Origin of the sequence: Pseudomonas putida (genome assembly GCF_003228315.1) — a bacterium.
GTDB classification, from domain to species: domain Bacteria; phylum Pseudomonadota; class Gammaproteobacteria; order Pseudomonadales; family Pseudomonadaceae; genus Aquipseudomonas; species Aquipseudomonas putida_S.
Map to the genome: position 1 here is coordinate 6,297,919 of NZ_CP029693.1, position 16,023 is coordinate 6,313,941.

Here is a 16,023-nt window from a genome sequence, read left to right on the forward strand (position 1 = left end):
TCCGCGCCGGGTGTCGGCAGAAGGTTTCAATGAATGGTCACGCTGTCCTGCCCTGGGGCGATCGCGCGAGCCTGTTGTTCGGTGCGTCGGCAGATGTGTTGGATCTTTCCGCCGCAGTCGGCGATGACCCACCAGAAGCCGCCGAAGCGGTGCGGGCCCTTGATGATCTTCGTGATGGTCATGGCGCACTTCCTTGCCTTGGTGACAGAGAGATATGAATAAGGGCGCACCGTTCGTCGGCCTTACCGCACGATGCGAAATTTGGTCAGCCGATGAATTACCCCGAATCGAGGTTTCTATGCGCTCATCAGTGCCCGACATGCCAAATGGCCGTGAGCTCATTGATGAGCTTGATTTAGCTACTTCTCGGATGATGGCCATTTCGGCCGATCTAATCGGAACCGTTGCTTGGCGGGAGGCTTCAGAGAGACAGCAACTCGCCTTCAAAAAATGGCGTGAGTACCTTCATCAAATGGCGGATGGTCGGGTCTGGGCCGAACCAGAAATGGCCGCATAGGATTTCAAAAACAGTTCAGTGGACAAATTGGCCGGATCGTATTCCCCGGACACCGGCGAACTCTTGTGTGGGGTAGGGGTTAGAGTTGTGGCGCGAGCAGGTCAGCAACCACTTCGCCGGTGTCGTGGAAGTACCAGTCGCTGTCGGTCAGGTTGTTGATCATGAAGGCGGCGAAGCTGTCGGCCGACATGTGCTTCATGATCCGTTCAAACTTCGGCGCCGGCCCTTTCCAGGTTGGCTCTGCGCCGACAAGGCGGGCGGCTGCCAGGTTATGGTGACCATCCAGTAGAACGCGGTAGTGCTTGCCGCGAATCTCCATCGTCACGGTCCTGACCACGAAGACCTTGAACGTGGCAGCCTTTCTGGCGATGACATCTCGGTTCAGATATCGCTGGCTGCTGATCAGCGGGGGCGAGCTCATGGCTTCCAACTCTTGCCCACGCGGAACACCATCATCAGGTTGTGATGGAGTGGCACTTTGAGGACGCTATCGAAAAACTCGCCCTTTCCAGATATGAACCCAGTAGGCACCTTGGTTCCTCCGGTGCCGAATTCTCGCCAGCATTCTTCGCCGCCGTTCTTGTCCCAGTAGGCGCGCTCGCGCTTTGGAATCTCATCGTAGGTTTTTTCGAACACGGAGAGATCCGGGATATCACAGATCCGGCGCCATGCGGGATGGCGCTTGCACCAGTCGGCAGCATGCTGAGAAGCTTGCTCGGCAGAGTAAAATTCTTTGATTTTTTGTTCGGTCATCACCGCGGCCCCTTGTAGCAGTACACGTAGGCGAACCAGGCGAGGGCGATCATCAGTACGCACTCCAATTCATCTGTTTAAAGTAATCGCCACCCTCGCAGATGTGGGGAAGCGCTGGCGGCGTAGTGATGCGATTGATCTCGGCCAGGGCAGTCTTCGCGCGCTGGAAGGCATGCTCGGTATGCCTGAGCTGCCAGCGCTTGCGGATTCGGTAGGAGTTGAACGCCTCCTCACGGGTGGGGTAGCAGAACTTCTTCCCACCGGCATATTTGAGAATTCGCTTTCTTGTGTTCTTGAGCGCCTCGGCATAGAAACTGTTGGTCATCAGGTAGTTCTGGGCTTCAGGGATCACATACCAGCACTGCGGTGTTTCGCCGCAAACGAGCCACTTTTCACAGCGTATGGTCACGCCTTCGGGCCCGATCTCATCGACATAGCGATAGTGGTCCGGCCGACCCTTGTTCATTTCTTCAGGCATAGCGATTCCTTTGCCGCTATAGCGGCTGACTTTGAAGGGGGAGGGAGTTCGCCGATTCGGCTACTATCGAGCGAGTCGACATTCGTAGGGACACGCAAATGCTTAACGATACGGATTCCGTGGGAGATACGTTCAAGCGGGCTTTCTATCGCGTGGACGGTGTAACGATGTACGTCTTTTGGGCGATCTGGGTGGGAATGTCTGCCTGGGCGATTTTTGATACCCAAGCATCGAAAATAGAAGTGATCGTCAAGTTGATGATTGGCTTGCTCAACCCATTCCTTTATGTACTGCAGGGACTTATTCGGATGCCTGGCCTGTTAAGCGCGCTGATCATTGCTGCGATAAACGCCCGGTTTCTGTTCGTTCACTTCTGAGGGCTATGCGCGGTCAGCTCATCAATCCGCTGATCCGCTGCATTCAGGCGCAGCTGCAGGGCGTCACGCTCAGCGACAACCCGGTCGAAAGTCTCGCCTAGCACATACTGCACCGGCTGGTGGCCGCACTCGCAATCAGGCCAAGGGTTGTCCTCTGCCCAGGTCCTGCCGTCGCCCTCAGCCTCGCAGGCCGGGCCGAGATAAATGATTTTTGGCTCGCTCACTTTGAACCCCTTCAATTTTCCGTACCCGTGTAGGTGCGCCAAGGGACCTTGACGCCGTTGACCAGAAATCCCCAGTCACCGCGCCACTTGCTGGTGATGAAGAGGGTGATGACGCCGCCGGGGGATACCTGGTCGATTCGGTGGTATTCGCCGTGTAGCAGCTGCGCGGTGTCGCCGGGGCGCCGATCGATGTACTCGGTGGCCTGGGCGTTGGCTGGAACGTTCAACCCGGACAGTACCGGGTCTTCGTGATCGAGCAGCCGCTGCTCCGTGTACCAGCCGCGCAGGATAATCGTCCGAGCGTTCCATGGGTGGTCATGCAGATCTCGGTCTTCGTCCGGCCGCATGATGTGGTGGATCCGGAAGGACCACGGGAACCACCAGAGCGCCGGCTTGTGCGTGGTGCGGGAGTAGGGGTTGAACAGCCACCAGCGGCCCATGTACCTCTCGGAGCCGTCGGCGGACATGATGTGCTGGTACGGGGTGAGTTTGGCGCGGGCGATCAACCAGTCGGCGATTGCCGGGCGCGCGAGCAGCTTGGCGGCCAGGCGCCAGAATAAATCGAGCATGAGGTCGTCCTATGCCGGGTCATGCCCGGGCGGTAGAGGGGCTGAAATTTTTGTGTTGCGGCGCAACGCAGGTGCTGTGCGATCTACGTCGTTTTTTTCAACCAGCGTTCATCCTTAAGTTAGTTATTACCCTCTTGAATAGCCTGAAGCAGGGGTTCAAGATAATGCTCAGTTCGCTGTGAGTCGCTGCAGTGATCGTCAATTAAATTGGGGGTTAATATGCCAGTCGACTTTGAGCGCGCAGCCGAAAACGCAAGAAAACAATTTGATTCAATGACAGATGAAGATCTTGCGAAATGGCAGGCTGCAAATGATGAAGAGCACCGGTCTCAGCACATTCGTTTCAGGCAGGGGTATGAGCAGGGTAAGTGCTACCTTTGCAATAAAGATTTTAAGACAGTGAGTAAAGATGATCCGTGCTTACATTGGCTGCTAAGGCTTGGGAAATTCAAGCCGAAGGATATTAAGCTCATTGGTGGGAAATTTGGTTATATTCAGGTTGCGGCCTATCTGCGATGGTGTGCCAATGAAGAAAGGCTTCTTGCAAATATAAATGATATTGAAGAGGAAGCTTCTGAAGGGAAGTTCCTGAGTTCAACAATTCGGTGGAAAAATATCGAATGGACTTTTGATTGTTCGGCAAACGATCTCGCTGGGCATGGGGGTAGCCATTCCAATTTTCCGCACTATCACTTTCAAATGAGAATCGATGGTCGTCAATTTATCAACTTTAACGACTATCACCTACCTTTTAGTGATGCAGATTTATTGTCCTTCCGGCTTCGCAATGAACCCGGATTTCATTTCGATTTTGGTGTTCATGGCGCTGGGATGTCACACGCCATGCAAGTGGATCCAGAGCTTATTATTGAGAACACGATTGTTTCTGCTTCGGAAGAGGACGCTGGATTTGGTTTTTCTACCATGATCATGTCTAAAAGCGGCACCATCAATGGAGATGATATTTATAAGATGATCCAGGAGAGCAAGCGGACTGGGAAGTCAATAGCAAGCATCTCGCGGAAATTCTATGAGAATGATGAGAGCGTGAATATCGGAACGATTATATCGCCATCTGATAGCGTTCCAGAGATTACTCCAAGAACAGAGATGAAGCGCCGATAATAGTTTGGCGTGATTCGTTGAAGTGGGGTATTTGTGTTCGGCCCGGCATGGAGCCGGAAGGAAAGACTTATGTTCAAAAACCCAGAACAAGACTCAGACTTAATCGTAACTATTCATCATGAATGCTTTTTAATGAAAGCGAGTTTTGATGAGTTTGAATTTCTTGCCAAGAAACAAATTCTGGCATCTTTAAATGCAGTTGAGAAAGTTCGACTGTTCAGCGCCTACACATCATTCCTTCATCATCTTTACGAATTTTACGTCGCTTGTTTTATGCGAGAGCAAGGCAGCGATGATGGATTTTCGGGAAGGGCCGGCTCAGAAAAGAAGGACAAACTTTTCTTGGGGGAGACCCATCGAGTGTTTCAGCAGTTTTGCGATAGATTGAAGGCTGGGTGCGGCTTAGGCTGGGAGAATGACCTTTCGTATTACGATGTGGAGATACCAGAAGATTTCGCGAAGAAGTTCAGAAGAATTAGAAATAGCACTGCACACGCTATAACTGAGAGAAACTCTGATGACAACAATTTGACGGACTTTTATGAGAACTACCATAAATTCATATATGAACTATATCGAAGTGCTCGTAACTACTGGGGTAGGTTCGATGTTTCTAATCTCGATATGAAGTCTATTGGAAGCTTTTCTGTAGTTGTAAAGAAAGATGGTTGATAGTTCAGGTCGGGCCAGCTCAGCTAACCCTCTGTTCCTGTCTTGGCGAACGCTTCAAGTTGTCGCGACTGCTTTTCAGTAACAACGATTTCAGGTCGCGACATGCTGGCGAAGCGGGCGGACTCTTCGGCCGGCGCCGCGGCGAGGTTTAGCAGAAACGTCGACACTGTCTCCTGCCATTCCTCGAAGTCGTGGCGCTCACCCAGCACCTGAAGAGCATCAGCGAGCGCTTTCGACACAATCAGCGTGCGCTTCTCTGCGCCGATCCGGTCCAGCAGGGCTTTCTCCTTGGCGCGCTTGTCGCGTTGAATCTGCGCATTGTCTTTGGCCATTGCCTGCCTCTTCAATTCCGTGGGCCGGTAGATCCAGCCATGTCTGTCGTCGGCGCTGGCGCACCTGGTTGTTGATGCGCTTCACTTCGGCCCCGGGAACTTGATGTTGTTCTCGCGAGCGATGAGCCTGGCGCGTTTTGTTTCCATACCCATGGCCTTGGCCGCTTCGATGACGGTGTGCCCGGCGTCTGCCAGTTCCTTGAGGCGTGGCGCCTGCTTGTTGCGCTCAATGCGCAGCTTGTTGCTGTGGGAGGTGCCGAACATCATCTCGCGTTCGCCGCTGACGCCCGGGGCGATTTCCTGCACGGTCTTTCCGGCGCCGAAGAAGTGGTCCAACTGCTGGTTCAGGTTCGCGATGATCGAGTCGCGCGGGTTGGGCATTGGCTGGCCGATCATTTCCGTTCACCTGTCAGTGCGACCTTGATGCCGTCGGCGCGAGCCTCCAATACCTGGGCGAAATTGATGGCGTCTCTCCACGTCCAGCGGAAGCCCTTCACCTTGCCGGTGGAGCGCTCGACGATGTGGTAGGCGTTGCCCTTGGTCTGGACCTGATAGCGTAACTCTGGCACTGGCTGCTCCTTGCCGATCAAGGCGTAGAACGCGGCGGTGGCGATGCTTGAGCGAATGCTCAGGGCCGCAACCCCGTCGATTCGCTGTTGAACTGATGGATGCATGGCGATTCCTCGATGGGGTTGCGTGTATTCGTCAGCACTCTGTCCGCCTGCTGGTTGCCGTTGGGCGCAGGGGAGAGTGCTGGCGGATAAACGCGGGCAAAAGAAAGGCCCGTTGGACGTTCGGGCCTTTCACAGGTGCGGTGATTTCTGGTCATGGTCTATTTCATGGCGGTCGCCCTCAGTGGGAGTGGAGTGGAAAAACTATTCCGGAAAGGTGCAATTTCTTTCCGGTCCTATGCAGGGGGCCGCATTGCGCGGTGAAGAATCGTCCGCATTGGGGTGTGATCTGAGCGCAAGCGCACTTGCCGGAAGCCCGCGTCGGACGAATCCAGCTCTACCAATCAGGCAGATCACATTCCGATGCGGCCTGGTGCTGGGGAGTACCAGGGCCTCGGGCAGTTAACGTCAGGCTGACGTGGCGCTGGTTGTCAGGCGGCGCAACGTCGAGATCGGTTCTTGGCGTCGAGCGCCTTGAGCTTGAGCACGGCTGTTGCGTATTGCGGATGATTCGAGCCCAGACGGCTCACTTCGCTCAGAATGCTGACCCGGGCAGCCCGAACATGCTTGAGCGCCTGGTTAATGTGATAGGAGCGAACGCCAGCGCGGTGTGCGAGATCACGAGCGCTACGGCAGTGCTCTTTGGCAAGGATGGTGTGGGTGTCGATTGACCACTGGTTGATTGAGCTTGCTGTCTTGCCTGCATGGTCTTGGACTTTCATCGTCGTGCCCTCGGTTGTCATCCCGCTGCCCACTCAGTGAATGGGCAGAAGTGATTCTTTCCGCCATGACCCGCTACTGGCGTCGGCCACAGGCTTGAATCTGTTGTCTCGTCTCACTATCAGTGCCGGTTCCCCGCGCACCCCAGCTCGACTTTCCGTCCCGTTTAAAGAGCTTGGTTCCAGTCGGTCCCCGGTAGGGGGCTGGGAGATCACTTCGCTGATCCCGTGCTACCTGGCGGCTTCACCAGTCGTGTGGCGCGGCTTTCGCTGCTGGGCCTGTGCTTCTGTTTGGCTTGGAATACAAATTAACCGGCGGTATACGTATCGTCAATACCGGCGGTTAATTTATTTTTTGCGAGAATGGCATATGCTTTGATGATTGCTGTACGTATATACAGTTGTCAGGGAGCAGCTATGGCCAAGTCGCAAAAGCAAAAACAAGAGGAAAGGTTTGTTATGTCGGGGGTTGAGCGCTTGGGGCTCAGGGTTTCGTCAATGATCAATCATCCTGTCGCGCAGACTCAGCGCTGGGTGACGGTTCATCGGCTGGATACAGATGGCGATCGAGAGTGGGAGGAGGTGATGGGCTTGCTATCCGAGACCGACGGCATAGACATGACGTTCAACGACGACGAATCGGTGACGCTGAGGTGGGAGGCGAGCACCGAGGAGGATCGCCCTGTAGAAGTGGAGGATGCATTTGAGGTGGAGGAGGTTGCGCCTTTCTGAGGACGAAAAAAGCCCGCTCAATGGCGGGCTTTCTGTTTGGGGTCAAATCCATTTGTATGCTCAATCTGCGCTCCATTCCGTGAGCGTTTCGTGAAAAGCATGTCGCTTATACGAAAAGCCCGGCGCTTGGCCGGGCTTAGTCAAAAGGTCCGCGCTGAGTCAGTGCAGCACCTTACGACTCTCTCCAATCCTAATCCGATCTAGCGCCCGGTTTAATGCATCCAAAGCGTCGAGCAGAGCCTTCGCTTCTGCTTCCCGACCATCTCCCCAAAGGCGCTCTGCCATTTTGTTGAGGGCTTGGATAGACCTTTCGATGTCAGCAGCATTGGCTGTTTTGGCACCTGATGCCTGATTCTTTGTCATTTCAGAACCTCTTCCCCCGCGGAAGAGCTACAGGAGCTGAGCATTCCAGACGAGGAGCACCTTCGCCTGAACGTAGGTCTCATCCGCCCTGATCGTCTGCGGCGGATGCCTATCGTTGTCGGAAATCATCTTGATCTGCTCGTCACCCAGCCACTGAAGGCGCTTGATGTAAAGGTGACCCTCCCAAGAGAACATGTAGATCCCATCTCCCGCGAATTCACGGATGCTGATGTCGACGAGTAGAGGATCCCGGTGCTTGATGGTAGGTGCCATCGACTGGCCCCATCCGGTCACCATCTTGAGATGAAAGTGCTCTTTGAACTCGACGCCCATCTCGCGCAAGTGCTGAGGGCTCACCCGGACATCCTGCAGCATCTCTGGATAGTCATGCGGGATCTGCCCGCCGCCCATTGCTGCGCGCACATCGTAATGGGCGATCCACACCTCGTCACCGACAACGCCAGGGCGGTAGTAGTCAATTTCGATGGCGCCGCCGCCATTGTCACTTTCAGCAGCGGCGAGTAGTCGCCTGCGAGCCTCCTCAGATAAGCCCTTTCCCTGCTTTTCGAGCATCTGCCGAACCATGTCGGCGGCGGAGCTGCTCTGTGATAAAGCGTTGGTTTGCTCCGCAGCTGCTGTAAGGCCGCTAATTTCATTCGCCAGGCGCTTGCTGAACTTCTCAACGGGCACATCAAGCAGGCGCGATAACACCGCGGCAAACTTTACGTTCAACGGGTTGGTGCCATTCAGGTACATCGCGACAGCTGCGGCAGAGATATCAGCCGCTTCCGCGAGGCTCGCTTGAGTCAGACCGAGGGCGTTCTTTTTCGATACGAAAAGCGCCTTGGCGGCGTCGCACTCTGCTTTTAGCTCTGGGGAAAGTTCTTTCTTTTTGCTCATCCGTGAAATTTAACCGTTGGTTAATTTATTTGCGTCAACCGGCGGTATTGCTAGAAAGCTAACCGGCGGTTAATATTGGTCTCGTAAACACCATTCGAGATTTTCAGAATGAAGCAGATCCCACTAACAGAGCTGGTTGCTACGAAAGGGCAGGCCTTTGCGGCCAAGTCTCTTGGGGTCAGCCCCGCTGCAATCAGTAAGGCCATTTCCGCCGAGCGCAACATTTCCGTCATCTGCAATGAAGACGGGACCTTTGAGGCTCATGAGCTCAAGTCCTTCCCGGCGCAGGCATCACCGAAGAAATCAGCTGCTTAACCAACCGGCTTCCTCCTTGTCGCGAGGGAGACGGTTGCGCGCTCAAAGCCGCGCAGCTCATCACCGCCGAGACGATCACGCAAAGGTCCGGCAATCCGTTCGAACGCAGGCCACAGCCTGAGTTGAGACGAGATGGGAAGGGTGGAGGCCAAGGCAACCACCAGGCAGCAAAGGGCGGTTATCTCGCCTTGCAGTTCTGAAGAGTCGGTCATGGTTGCGCCCTTGATCAGTTATTGAAACGAATGATCGCCGGGTTGGCATTGCGCCACCACGGAAACAGTAACGAGGTTTTACGAATGGACGAATTTCTGCGGGCTTGCCAAAGCGCGGTCCTGGACAACGAAGCAAAGGTGTTGGCCGGCCAGATGGGTGTTCCCCACGTCAGCCTGCTGCAGCGTGCCAATCCCGACAACGATGCCCATCACCTGACTATTGAGCACCTGTTCGGGATCTTGCTGCACACCGGCGACATGCGTCCGCTCGCCGCCCTGGCTGATCAGTTCGGTTTCGACCTGGTGAAAAGGGCAGCTCCGGCACCGAAGGAGCTCACGGCTTCGATGATGAATGTCGGCAAGGAAATCGCTGATCTGACCCTGGCTGTGCACAGCGCGCTGGATGACGGCCGCGTAACTCAAATCGAGAAGCAGGCCATTCGGAGAGAGATCGAACATGTCCGTCACGAGCTGAGCGTGATGGAAGAGTCGGTGAAGGTCGCCTGAATCGCAGACACAAAAAAGCCGGTGGCTAGACCGGCTTCTTCAACAGCAACACACTTGAGGGGCCATTATGAACACCAGCACCGCTCCAGGCAATACCCGCCGTGTCGCGACACTTTTTCGGCAAGAGCAAAACGTGTCGCGACACACAATGTCGTCTCGCGAGATCGCCGATCTGACCGGCAGCACGCATGACAACGTGCTGAAAACCATCCGCGCCTTGGTTGCAAAGGGTGTCGTTTCTTCAAACGACACCCCTTACGTTCATCCGCAGAACGGCCAGGTCTATCGCGAGTTCCTGCTCTCCCAGCGCGACACCTTGGTGGTCGTCTCCGGATACAGCGTCGAGTTGCGCGCCCGGATCATCGATCGCTGGCAGGAACTGGAGGCGAGGGCGGATCAATTCCAGATCCCGGCGACCTACGCCGAGGCTCTCCAAGCTGCTGCTGATCAGGCCAAGGAAAACCAGTCGCTTCGCCTGGTGATTCTCGATCAGGAGCCAAAGGTCGCGGCTATTAAACGACTCGCCTCTGCCGGCGGCGCGATCTGCATCAGTGATGCCGCCAAACAACTGCAGATGCCACCCTCGAAGCTATTCAAGTGGCTTGAGAAGAACCGGTGGATCTTCCATCGCGGCGGCTCCAAGCGTTGGACCGCCTACCAGCCGCGAATCACTTCCGGCTATCTGGTCCACAAGGTCACCGCACTGAAAAGCGACCCTGAGACAGGTGCGGACCGCGCTGCCTTTCAACCCCTCGTAACACCGAAAGGCCTTGCCTACCTGGCCGAAAAGAATATCGGAGCCTCGCTGTGAGTGTTCAAGCTATGTCCTGGGCGCTCTCTCTGCCCATTGAGTCCCTGAAAGACTCGAGCGCGCGGCACGTGCTGCTGTGCCTTGCCAACTATGCCGGCTCGAACGGCGCTGGCGCCTTTCCGTCTGCCTCGACCCTGGCACAAGACACCGGCCTGTCTGAGCGTACCGTGCGCTACAAGCTGGACGATCTGGAGAAGGTCGGCCTAATCCAGAAAGGCAACCAAGCTATCGCCGCCGTGCACATCGATCGTCATGACCGTCGACCAGTCGTTTACGACCTTCAACTATCGCGGGGTGCAAATCCTGCACCCCGTACAAAACGGGGTGCAGATGACGCAACGGGGTGCAACTCACAACAGAACGGGGTGCAGCCTGGAACAGAACGGGGTGCAGAATCTGCACCCAATCCGTCACTGAACCATCAGGTAACCGAAGAGCAGCTGCAGCGCGATTTGGCCGACGAGATCGCGCAGCAAGAGCAGGTCGCCGCCGAATGCCCAGCGGCAAACCAACGCTTCGCCATGTTCGCCACCTGGGTTCCCCCGACCAAAGCTTTGTCCGACCAGATTGCAATCGCAGGGCTACCCGCCGACTGCGTTCCCGACGAAGCCATCCGCAAGTTCAAAGGGTTCCACTGCGCCAAGCCGAACACCCTGGATTCAGCTGCCGGCTGGTGCTACCGCCTAGTGCAGTGGGTTAAGCGTGAGCGCGTTCAGGCCGCTGGGCGCGGGCAAGAACCTGACTTCAACGACACCAGCTGGGGCGATGACCTAGGAGGTCTGTGATGAAATCCGTATCGAGCGTGCTGCAAACCCTGTCCAACGTTCCGAGCGCAGAAGTCGTGCCTCTCAAGGCGGATACGGGGACCGTGCAGGTGATCAACGCATTGTTCCGTGAGTTGATGGCGATCTTTCCAGCCTGGAAGCAGGCCTGGCCCGATCAGGAAGCGATCAACGCGGCGAAGGCAACCTGGACCAAGGCCTTCATGGCTGAAAAGATCACCAAGATCGAGCAGATCCGCTTCGGCATCGAGCAGTGCAGGAAGGCCGGTTCCGACTTCGCGCCGAGCGTTGGGAAGTTCATCGCCCTGTGCCAGCCCACTCCCGAAATGCTCGGCATACCGCCGCTCGATACCGCGTTCCGCGAAGCATGCCGCAATGCCCATCCATCGATGGCCGGCCAAGCCACTTGGTCACACGACGCGGTATGGCACACGGCGAAAGAGTCGGGGTTCGAGAACCTGAACCGTCTCGAAAGCTCATTGGCCAAGAAGTTGTTCGAGCGCAATTACGTGATCACCACGCGCCGCCTGGTTGATGGTCTCCCTCTGCAAAAAATGCCCCTGGCGCTTCCCGCTCGAGCGGAAGGGCGCCGTACCCCTGAAGTCGGAAACAAGGCCTTGGCCGAATTGCGCGCCCGGCGCGCCGGAGCAACCCAATGAGTGCACTCGCAAAACAAGTTTCGGGCGGCCATTACAAGTCGCTCAAGATCCAGCCGATCGAATACATCCATGCAAATGGCATCCCCTTCGCCGAGGGCAGCGTCATCAAGTACGTCACCCGTTGGCGCGAAAAGGGCGGCATCGCCGATCTGGAGAAGGCCAAACACTTCCTTGAGCTGCTGATCGAGCTTGAGCAGAACGCGAGGGATCCGGAATGAAGCTGTTCAAGGCCAAGATCGCCCGTGCCAAACCAGTCGACCGTGAGGGAGCAGAGCAAGCGGCGTTGATGACCGAGTTGCGCATCCGTCTGCCCGAGGTTGCTGACTTGATCTACCACGTTCCGAACGGTGGGCATCGGGTGAAAGCTGTCGCCGCGAAGTTGAAGGCCCAGGGCGTGAAGGCCGGGATTCCCGACTTGGTCCTGCCCATGGCCCGTGGTGGTTTCTTCGGTCTATACATCGAGTTCAAGGCTACGCCGCCGAACGACGCGGCCATCTCTGACAGCCAGCACGAACGGATTCGCAAGCTCAATGCTGAGGGTTATCTCGCCGTGGTGTGCCGTGGGCACTTCGACACGATGGAGCAGATCCGCGCCTACCTGCGGCTCGCTCCGACAGTGGTGGCCGCATGAGCAGCGCCGCCGTGAAGATGTCCGACGCCGAAATCAAACGGCAGGCTTGCGGCAATGTCCGGGATTTGCGCGACGTTGAGAATCGCGGCCTGTACCTGCGTTTCACCAAGGCTCGTGCCCGGGCATCCTGGTACTTGGTGACCAAGGGCGAATGGAACTTGATCGGCAGCTATCCCGACCTCAATACCAAGCAGGTGGTTGCTGCGCTGCCTGCCATCCGCCTACGCCTGGAGGCCGGTACAGGTGCCAATCTGTCGAAGTGGTCCACCGTCGGTGAATTGCTGACCTGGTACGCCGAACGCATGTCCCGCGACCGCAACCTCTCCAGCAAGCGCAAGAAGACCGGTGCCTCTGCCATCAAATGCCACCTAATGCCGCGCCTGGGCGACCTGCCTCTGACCGGCATCGACAAGGCGACACTCGACAGCCAGCTAATGTGGCCGCTTCAGGAAAGCATTTCCATCGACTACGTGCGGTCGGTGTTCCAACTGCTGGCCCTGGCTTTCCGTCAGGCCGCCAAGCTGGGCCTGATCACCTCCAACCCGATGGCGCCGATCAAGTTCAACGACTTCTCCAAGGCCAAGGTCGGGATCAAGCCGTCGCGGTTGCGTGGCGTCCAACTGGAAGGACTGTTGGGGCAGCTGCTCGAGGTCCTGCCCGGCGCGCCGCTGGATGCCATGTTGGCGCTGATGATGTTGTGCCACGGCACCCGGATCGGCGAAACCCGCATGGCGCGCTGGTCGCACATTAGCCTGGCCGAGCGTGAGTGGTTCATCCCTGCCGAGAACACCAAGACCGGTGTCGAGCATCACCTACCCCTGACCGAGCAGGTGTGCACGCTGCTGGTCCAGTACCGGGAAGGTCAATACGCCCAAGGTTATGACGGTCAGTTCCTGTTTCCTGCGCGCAATGGCAAGGCGCTGGGTGAGGCTCAAGGCTGCGCCGTGTTCCGGCGGCTGGGGCAGGGCGAGTGGACCAGCCACGACCTGCGCAAAGTCGCTCGCACCGGCTGGGCAGACCTCGGTGTCGATCACCTGATCGGTGAGCTGCTGATCAACCACGCCATGGGCCATAACGTGAAGGTGTACATCCAGTCCGACGTCATGGCCCGCAAGCGTGATGCTCTGGAGCAGTGGCACGCGCATCTAGATCAGAAAGGCTTTGCAGCGATTCACGGATTGACCGGCTTTAGATTTGAAGATTCCGGTAATCCGCTGCAAGCCGCAGAACAGAAGGCTTGCGAGCCTATTCAAGAATCAACCATAGGCGAGGTTTAAAAATGGATAAAAGGACTCACGGACCCGCCCTGGTGCGCAGTTTGATACCGCTCACCGAGTGCCCGTCTTGTGCCGGGAAAGGGATCATCAAAGGGGTGTTTCACGAACTCGACTGCATCGGTTGTCACTCTTCGGGTTTCGTTCATGCCCAGACCCTGGAGCCACTGTTGATCGAAGATCTGGTGCTCCAGTTGGGGCGGATGGTTCGCCGGGAACGCAGTCAGTTGATCGGCAAGAATCGAACACGCTGCATCGTTGATGACTACCAGCAGAGCAATAGCCGCGGCGCCGGCCGCTCGACTTACAAGGGGGATTGAGACATGGGCATTTATAAAGATGTGATGAGCACGCTGGTCCGTGTACTGGCCGCCGACAATATCGACAACAGCACCAAACAGTCGTGGCAGAAGTTGATCGATGCCGATCTGCGTTCAGGTGGTACCGGCAGCTCGCTATCGGTGCGTGACAAATTCGATTACGACTGCTGCCTCTACGCGCTTCTGCACCGTCAGCTTGATCCAGCTCAGTGGGATGTGCTGGTCGCGAAGTACTCGACGCACAAGGCCAACAAGGTCGCCGCCATCGGCCGCCTGGTTGCCCGTATGACTTCCCCAGCGCCGCAACTGTTCATCTATAAGGCGCTCACTGCTTGGGCGATTCCGAAGCTGAAGGGCGTCCAGACCGGTAAGCGTTCCACCGACATGATCGTACTGCCCTCCGAGTTCTACGACATGAATACCTGGGATCCGGAAGGCAAGCCTGAGTCGACGCGACGCCGATGGAAGACAGGTATCGCGAAGCGTCTTGAGTCACTGGAAGAGGCTGCGGTGATCCACGCGACTGAGATATTTGACCGGGAAGAAATCTTCATTGACGCCGCTTGACGCAGTGGCGGAATGATCATAAATTAGCCCCATCATGTCGATCTTGCGCGTTATGAGAGACGACACAATAAAGCCCAGCCGACCGCTGGGCTTTTTCTTGTGACACGAAGTAACTCAATTCTGTAAGGCAGCTATGAACCTTTGGTACTTTTTTGGTGGATTTTTACTCCTCATTTTCGTGGCAAATCCTTTGCTGAGTGCTTGTGAGGCGTTACCCCAAAAAGCTCAGAATGCAATTGCTTTAGTCATATTCACGCCGGTTCTTGCCCTGATGGTCTGGGCCGTTTGGTTCATGTTTACTGGACAGGTTGATCCTTCGTTTAATAACGACTACATCAAGCGCTAGCTCGAAGAGCGCCGACGCTTAACTTGGTGCTTCTTACATACTGATCAATTCAAAAGCCTCGCCATCGTGCGGGGCTTTTTCGTTTTCGGCTCCACCACACCCATCGCTCCGAGCTGGGAGTGCTGTTGGTGCCGATCCTAATGCACTTCCCGAAAGGGAGGAATCGAGATGCCGAACATGCCTGAGAAGGATCCCGGACTGTGGGCCGCTGTGCTTGCCTGGCTGGTTTTGCATCAGCCACAACTTTTCGCCGCCGGATTGTCCGTCGGCATCGCGGTGTTGCGAGTGATGTATGGCGGTGGCACACGTCGTCAGATGTATCTGGAGGGAGCGTTGTGCGGGTTAGTCACGCTGTCACTGGTGCCCCTACTTGAGTGGATGGGGCTGCCGCAGAGCATGGCCACGTTCGCAGGCGGTGCTGTTGGCTTCCTCGGTGTGGAGAAAGTTCGCGGCTATTACGATCGTGCGGCGGCTCGCAAGGTAGAGGGCTGATGGCGTGCGGTGGATGCGCCGCTCGGCGCGACTGGATCAAGAAGTGGAGCAAGGTGGCGTATGAGCGATCCATTGATCTCATTGCTGGAAAGACTGGTAGTCGCCCAAGAGAACACAGCTCGGTCGATGGACCAGATAGCCGGCAGGTTGGACCTACTGATCCAAGCGATGGCCGCTGATGAGCCGGAGGATCCGGATGCGCCGCCTCTGACATACATGGATGGCACGCCATGCCGCTGAGACCACAGAAACCATGCAATGCCCAGGGCTGCAACGTGCTGACCCGCAACCCTCGCTATTGCGAAGCGCACGCGCACCTGCTCAAGAGTCATGTGCGAGAGAAGCCTCGCGAGACGAGCGCTGCCCGTGGCTATGGATACAAATGGCAGCAGGCCCGTGCTGGATGGCTGGCCAAGCATCCGCTTTGCCGACACTGCGAAGCACGTGGCCTGGTGGTTGTGGCCACCGATGTTGACCACATCGAGCCGCATCGTGGTGACATGAGCCTGTTCTGGGATCGGACCAATTGGCAGTCCCTGTGCCACCCCTGTCATTCGGTCAAGACCGCGGCCGAGGACGGCGGATTCGGCAATGCCGGACGGCCGAAAGCAGAAAAACCGTGAAAAAACAGAGAAATCGGGCCAAATGAGAGCGATTAGCGATCAAGGGGAGGGG

The 16,023-nt window shown here is 56.5% G+C and carries 30 protein-coding genes; 17 read left to right on the top strand and 13 right to left on the bottom strand.

Going from position 1 to position 16,023, the window contains the following annotated elements; genetic code table 11:
* Positions 1–26: 26 nt before the first annotated feature.
* Positions 27–182: a hypothetical protein gene (locus DKY63_RS32245; RefSeq protein ID WP_162634935.1), complete on the bottom strand. Its 156-nt coding sequence runs from the start codon at positions 180–182 to the stop codon at positions 27–29.
* 32 nt (positions 183–214) lie between these two features.
* On the opposite strand from DKY63_RS32245, the gene DKY63_RS29480 reads away from it, so the two are divergent.
* Positions 215–517, top strand: coding sequence for a hypothetical protein (locus DKY63_RS29480; RefSeq protein ID WP_162634936.1), 303 nt, complete (start codon positions 215–217; stop codon positions 515–517).
* A 79-nt stretch (positions 518–596) separates the two neighbouring features.
* Here the strand turns inward: DKY63_RS29480 and DKY63_RS29485 are convergent, their stop codons facing one another.
* Genes DKY63_RS29485 through DKY63_RS29495 form a run of 3 tightly spaced genes read right to left on the bottom strand, consistent with a single transcriptional unit; the run spans position 597 to position 1,748 of the window.
* Complete coding sequence (locus DKY63_RS29485; protein ID WP_110967349.1) at positions 597–938, bottom strand: hypothetical protein; 342 nt, start codon at positions 936–938, stop codon at positions 597–599.
* Positions 935–1,270, bottom strand: a complete 336-nt coding sequence (locus tag DKY63_RS29490) for a hypothetical protein (protein WP_110967350.1) — start codon at positions 1,268–1,270, stop codon at positions 935–937. The genes DKY63_RS29485 and DKY63_RS29490 overlap by 4 nt, the downstream gene beginning before the upstream one ends.
* A gap of 52 nt (positions 1,271–1,322) precedes the next feature.
* A complete protein-coding gene (locus DKY63_RS29495) occupies positions 1,323–1,748 on the bottom strand; it encodes a hypothetical protein (protein WP_110967351.1) in 426 nt (141 codons plus the stop codon).
* 98 nt (positions 1,749–1,846) lie between these two features.
* Here DKY63_RS29495 and DKY63_RS29500 point away from each other — a divergent pair, with 98 nt between their 5' ends.
* Positions 1,847–2,125 (top strand): hypothetical protein, encoded by a 279-nt coding sequence (locus DKY63_RS29500; protein ID WP_110967352.1) that lies wholly within the window; start codon positions 1,847–1,849, stop codon positions 2,123–2,125.
* Here the strand turns inward: DKY63_RS29500 and DKY63_RS29505 are convergent.
* Entirely contained in the window at positions 2,116–2,349 is a 234-nt protein-coding gene (locus DKY63_RS29505) for a hypothetical protein (protein WP_239499343.1), read from the bottom strand. The genes DKY63_RS29500 and DKY63_RS29505 overlap by 10 nt on opposite strands.
* Positions 2,350–2,360: 11 nt before the next feature.
* Positions 2,361–2,918, bottom strand: coding sequence for a hypothetical protein (locus DKY63_RS29510; protein WP_110967353.1), 558 nt, complete (start codon positions 2,916–2,918; stop codon positions 2,361–2,363).
* Between the two features lie 219 nt (positions 2,919–3,137).
* On the opposite strand from DKY63_RS29510, the gene DKY63_RS29515 reads away from it, so the two are divergent.
* Positions 3,138–4,043, top strand: a complete 906-nt coding sequence (locus DKY63_RS29515; RefSeq protein ID WP_110967354.1) for a hypothetical protein — start codon at positions 3,138–3,140, stop codon at positions 4,041–4,043.
* Between the two features lie 69 nt (positions 4,044–4,112).
* Positions 4,113–4,715: a hypothetical protein gene (locus DKY63_RS29520; RefSeq protein WP_110967355.1), complete on the top strand. Its 603-nt coding sequence runs from the start codon at positions 4,113–4,115 to the stop codon at positions 4,713–4,715.
* Between the two features lie 23 nt (positions 4,716–4,738).
* Here DKY63_RS29520 and DKY63_RS29525 read toward each other — a convergent pair whose 3' ends face one another.
* From DKY63_RS29525 to DKY63_RS32250, 4 genes are all read right to left on the bottom strand, one after another.
* A complete protein-coding gene (locus DKY63_RS29525) occupies positions 4,739–5,047 on the bottom strand; it encodes a hypothetical protein (RefSeq protein WP_110967356.1) in 309 nt (102 codons plus the stop codon).
* Between the two features lie 81 nt (positions 5,048–5,128).
* Entirely contained in the window at positions 5,129–5,443 is a 315-nt protein-coding gene (locus tag DKY63_RS29530) for a hypothetical protein (protein ID WP_110967357.1), read from the bottom strand.
* Complete coding sequence (locus tag DKY63_RS29535) at positions 5,440–5,721, bottom strand: hypothetical protein (protein WP_110967358.1); 282 nt, start codon at positions 5,719–5,721, stop codon at positions 5,440–5,442. The genes DKY63_RS29530 and DKY63_RS29535 overlap by 4 nt, the downstream gene beginning before the upstream one ends.
* 428 nt (positions 5,722–6,149) lie before the next feature.
* Positions 6,150–6,440 carry a hypothetical protein gene (locus DKY63_RS32250; protein ID WP_162634937.1) on the bottom strand — a complete coding sequence of 97 codons (291 nt, stop codon included), beginning with the start codon at positions 6,438–6,440 and terminating at the stop codon, positions 6,150–6,152.
* Between the two features lie 414 nt (positions 6,441–6,854).
* Between DKY63_RS32250 and DKY63_RS29540 the strand changes: the two genes are divergently transcribed.
* Complete coding sequence (locus DKY63_RS29540; RefSeq protein ID WP_110967359.1) at positions 6,855–7,169, top strand: DUF1654 domain-containing protein; 315 nt, start codon at positions 6,855–6,857, stop codon at positions 7,167–7,169.
* A gap of 159 nt (positions 7,170–7,328) precedes the next feature.
* Here the strand turns inward: DKY63_RS29540 and DKY63_RS29545 are convergent, their stop codons facing one another.
* Complete coding sequence (locus DKY63_RS29545) at positions 7,329–7,532, bottom strand: hypothetical protein (protein WP_110967360.1); 204 nt, start codon at positions 7,530–7,532, stop codon at positions 7,329–7,331.
* Positions 7,533–7,559: 27 nt separating this feature from the next.
* The gene (locus DKY63_RS29550; protein ID WP_110967361.1) at positions 7,560–8,432 is read right to left on the bottom strand and encodes a S24 family peptidase; all 873 of its coding nucleotides are present in this window, start codon (positions 8,430–8,432) and stop codon (positions 7,560–7,562) included.
* A gap of 108 nt (positions 8,433–8,540) precedes the next feature.
* Between DKY63_RS29550 and DKY63_RS29555 the strand changes: the two genes are divergently transcribed.
* Positions 8,541–8,747: a Cro/CI family transcriptional regulator gene (locus DKY63_RS29555; RefSeq protein WP_110967362.1), complete on the top strand. Its 207-nt coding sequence runs from the start codon at positions 8,541–8,543 to the stop codon at positions 8,745–8,747.
* On the opposite strand, the gene DKY63_RS32255 is transcribed toward DKY63_RS29555, so the two are convergent.
* On the bottom strand, positions 8,744–8,959 hold the full coding sequence (locus tag DKY63_RS32255; protein WP_162634938.1) for a hypothetical protein: 216 nt from the start codon (positions 8,957–8,959) through the stop codon (positions 8,744–8,746). The genes DKY63_RS29555 and DKY63_RS32255 overlap by 4 nt on opposite strands.
* 84 nt (positions 8,960–9,043) lie before the next feature.
* Here DKY63_RS32255 and DKY63_RS29560 point away from each other — a divergent pair, with 84 nt between their 5' ends.
* The 11 genes from DKY63_RS29560 (at position 9,044) to DKY63_RS29620 (ending at position 15,971) form a co-directional block, all read left to right on the top strand.
* The gene (locus tag DKY63_RS29560) at positions 9,044–9,466 is read left to right on the top strand and encodes a phage regulatory CII family protein (protein WP_110967363.1); all 423 of its coding nucleotides are present in this window, start codon (positions 9,044–9,046) and stop codon (positions 9,464–9,466) included.
* Between the two features lie 67 nt (positions 9,467–9,533).
* On the top strand, positions 9,534–10,277 hold the full coding sequence (locus DKY63_RS29565; protein WP_110967364.1) for a phage antirepressor KilAC domain-containing protein: 744 nt from the start codon (positions 9,534–9,536) through the stop codon (positions 10,275–10,277).
* A gap of 11 nt (positions 10,278–10,288) precedes the next feature.
* Positions 10,289–11,062: a helix-turn-helix domain-containing protein gene (locus tag DKY63_RS29570; protein WP_110967365.1), complete on the top strand. Its 774-nt coding sequence runs from the start codon at positions 10,289–10,291 to the stop codon at positions 11,060–11,062.
* A complete protein-coding gene (locus DKY63_RS29575) occupies positions 11,062–11,718 on the top strand; it encodes a replication protein P (protein WP_110967366.1) in 657 nt (218 codons plus the stop codon). The genes DKY63_RS29570 and DKY63_RS29575 overlap by 1 nt, the downstream gene beginning before the upstream one ends.
* Entirely contained in the window at positions 11,715–11,936 is a 222-nt protein-coding gene (locus DKY63_RS29580; protein ID WP_110967367.1) for a DUF3310 domain-containing protein, read from the top strand. The genes DKY63_RS29575 and DKY63_RS29580 overlap by 4 nt, the downstream gene beginning before the upstream one ends.
* Positions 11,933–12,349 carry a VRR-NUC domain-containing protein gene (locus DKY63_RS29585; RefSeq protein WP_110967368.1) on the top strand — a complete coding sequence of 139 codons (417 nt, stop codon included), beginning with the start codon at positions 11,933–11,935 and terminating at the stop codon, positions 12,347–12,349. The genes DKY63_RS29580 and DKY63_RS29585 overlap by 4 nt, the downstream gene beginning before the upstream one ends.
* Positions 12,346–13,626 (top strand): tyrosine-type recombinase/integrase, encoded by a 1,281-nt coding sequence (locus DKY63_RS29590; protein ID WP_110967369.1) that lies wholly within the window; start codon positions 12,346–12,348, stop codon positions 13,624–13,626. Before DKY63_RS29585 ends, DKY63_RS29590 begins: the two co-directional genes overlap by 4 nt.
* Before the next feature lie 32 nt (positions 13,627–13,658).
* Positions 13,659–13,943: a hypothetical protein gene (locus DKY63_RS29595; protein ID WP_162634939.1), complete on the top strand. Its 285-nt coding sequence runs from the start codon at positions 13,659–13,661 to the stop codon at positions 13,941–13,943.
* A 3-nt stretch (positions 13,944–13,946) separates the two neighbouring features.
* Complete coding sequence (locus DKY63_RS29600; protein WP_110967371.1) at positions 13,947–14,510, top strand: hypothetical protein; 564 nt, start codon at positions 13,947–13,949, stop codon at positions 14,508–14,510.
* A 514-nt stretch (positions 14,511–15,024) separates the two neighbouring features.
* Complete coding sequence (locus tag DKY63_RS29610) at positions 15,025–15,348, top strand: phage holin, lambda family (protein WP_110967373.1); 324 nt, start codon at positions 15,025–15,027, stop codon at positions 15,346–15,348.
* Between the two features lie 230 nt (positions 15,349–15,578).
* Positions 15,579–15,971, top strand: coding sequence for an HNH endonuclease (locus DKY63_RS29620; protein ID WP_110967375.1), 393 nt, complete (start codon positions 15,579–15,581; stop codon positions 15,969–15,971).
* Positions 15,972–16,023: the final 52 nt, after the last annotated feature.

Excerpts from the sequence above, each read along its gene's own strand:
- DKY63_RS29525 (WP_110967356.1), bottom strand. The coding sequence starts at position 5,047 with ATGGCCAAAGACAATGCGCAGATTCAACGCGACAAGCGCGCCAAGGAG.
- DKY63_RS29510 (WP_110967353.1), bottom strand. The coding sequence starts at position 2,918 with ATGCTCGATTTATTCTGGCGCCTGGCCGCCAAGCTGCTCGCGCGCCCG.
- DKY63_RS29550 (WP_110967361.1), bottom strand. The coding sequence starts at position 8,432 with ATGAGCAAAAAGAAAGAACTTTCCCCAGAGCTAAAAGCAGAGTGCGAC.
- DKY63_RS29480 (WP_162634936.1), top strand. The coding sequence starts at position 215 with ATGAATAAGGGCGCACCGTTCGTCGGCCTTACCGCACGATGCGAAATT.
- DKY63_RS29490 (WP_110967350.1), bottom strand. The coding sequence starts at position 1,270 with ATGACCGAACAAAAAATCAAAGAATTTTACTCTGCCGAGCAAGCTTCT.
- DKY63_RS32245 (WP_162634935.1), bottom strand. The coding sequence starts at position 182 with ATGACCATCACGAAGATCATCAAGGGCCCGCACCGCTTCGGCGGCTTC.
- DKY63_RS29545 (WP_110967360.1), bottom strand. The coding sequence starts at position 7,532 with ATGACAAAGAATCAGGCATCAGGTGCCAAAACAGCCAATGCTGCTGAC.
- DKY63_RS29570 (WP_110967365.1), top strand. The coding sequence starts at position 10,289 with ATGTCCTGGGCGCTCTCTCTGCCCATTGAGTCCCTGAAAGACTCGAGC.
- DKY63_RS29565 (WP_110967364.1), top strand. The coding sequence starts at position 9,534 with ATGAACACCAGCACCGCTCCAGGCAATACCCGCCGTGTCGCGACACTT.
- DKY63_RS29610 (WP_110967373.1), top strand. The coding sequence starts at position 15,025 with ATGCCGAACATGCCTGAGAAGGATCCCGGACTGTGGGCCGCTGTGCTT.
- DKY63_RS29515 (WP_110967354.1), top strand. The coding sequence starts at position 3,138 with ATGCCAGTCGACTTTGAGCGCGCAGCCGAAAACGCAAGAAAACAATTT.
- DKY63_RS29485 (WP_110967349.1), bottom strand. The coding sequence starts at position 938 with ATGAGCTCGCCCCCGCTGATCAGCAGCCAGCGATATCTGAACCGAGAT.
- DKY63_RS29530 (WP_110967357.1), bottom strand. The coding sequence starts at position 5,443 with ATGATCGGCCAGCCAATGCCCAACCCGCGCGACTCGATCATCGCGAAC.
- DKY63_RS29580 (WP_110967367.1), top strand. The coding sequence starts at position 11,715 with ATGAGTGCACTCGCAAAACAAGTTTCGGGCGGCCATTACAAGTCGCTC.
- DKY63_RS29590 (WP_110967369.1), top strand. The coding sequence starts at position 12,346 with ATGAGCAGCGCCGCCGTGAAGATGTCCGACGCCGAAATCAAACGGCAG.
- DKY63_RS29560 (WP_110967363.1), top strand. The coding sequence starts at position 9,044 with ATGGACGAATTTCTGCGGGCTTGCCAAAGCGCGGTCCTGGACAACGAA.
- DKY63_RS29620 (WP_110967375.1), top strand. The coding sequence starts at position 15,579 with ATGCCGCTGAGACCACAGAAACCATGCAATGCCCAGGGCTGCAACGTG.
- DKY63_RS29555 (WP_110967362.1), top strand. The coding sequence starts at position 8,541 with ATGAAGCAGATCCCACTAACAGAGCTGGTTGCTACGAAAGGGCAGGCC.
- DKY63_RS29575 (WP_110967366.1), top strand. The coding sequence starts at position 11,062 with ATGAAATCCGTATCGAGCGTGCTGCAAACCCTGTCCAACGTTCCGAGC.
- DKY63_RS29520 (WP_110967355.1), top strand. The coding sequence starts at position 4,113 with ATGTTCAAAAACCCAGAACAAGACTCAGACTTAATCGTAACTATTCAT.
- DKY63_RS32250 (WP_162634937.1), bottom strand. The coding sequence starts at position 6,440 with ATGAAAGTCCAAGACCATGCAGGCAAGACAGCAAGCTCAATCAACCAG.
- DKY63_RS29535 (WP_110967358.1), bottom strand. The coding sequence starts at position 5,721 with ATGCATCCATCAGTTCAACAGCGAATCGACGGGGTTGCGGCCCTGAGC.
- DKY63_RS29540 (WP_110967359.1), top strand. The coding sequence starts at position 6,855 with ATGGCCAAGTCGCAAAAGCAAAAACAAGAGGAAAGGTTTGTTATGTCG.
- DKY63_RS29585 (WP_110967368.1), top strand. The coding sequence starts at position 11,933 with ATGAAGCTGTTCAAGGCCAAGATCGCCCGTGCCAAACCAGTCGACCGT.
- DKY63_RS29500 (WP_110967352.1), top strand. The coding sequence starts at position 1,847 with ATGCTTAACGATACGGATTCCGTGGGAGATACGTTCAAGCGGGCTTTC.
- DKY63_RS29495 (WP_110967351.1), bottom strand. The coding sequence starts at position 1,748 with ATGCCTGAAGAAATGAACAAGGGTCGGCCGGACCACTATCGCTATGTC.
- DKY63_RS29600 (WP_110967371.1), top strand. The coding sequence starts at position 13,947 with ATGGGCATTTATAAAGATGTGATGAGCACGCTGGTCCGTGTACTGGCC.
- DKY63_RS32255 (WP_162634938.1), bottom strand. The coding sequence starts at position 8,959 with ATGACCGACTCTTCAGAACTGCAAGGCGAGATAACCGCCCTTTGCTGC.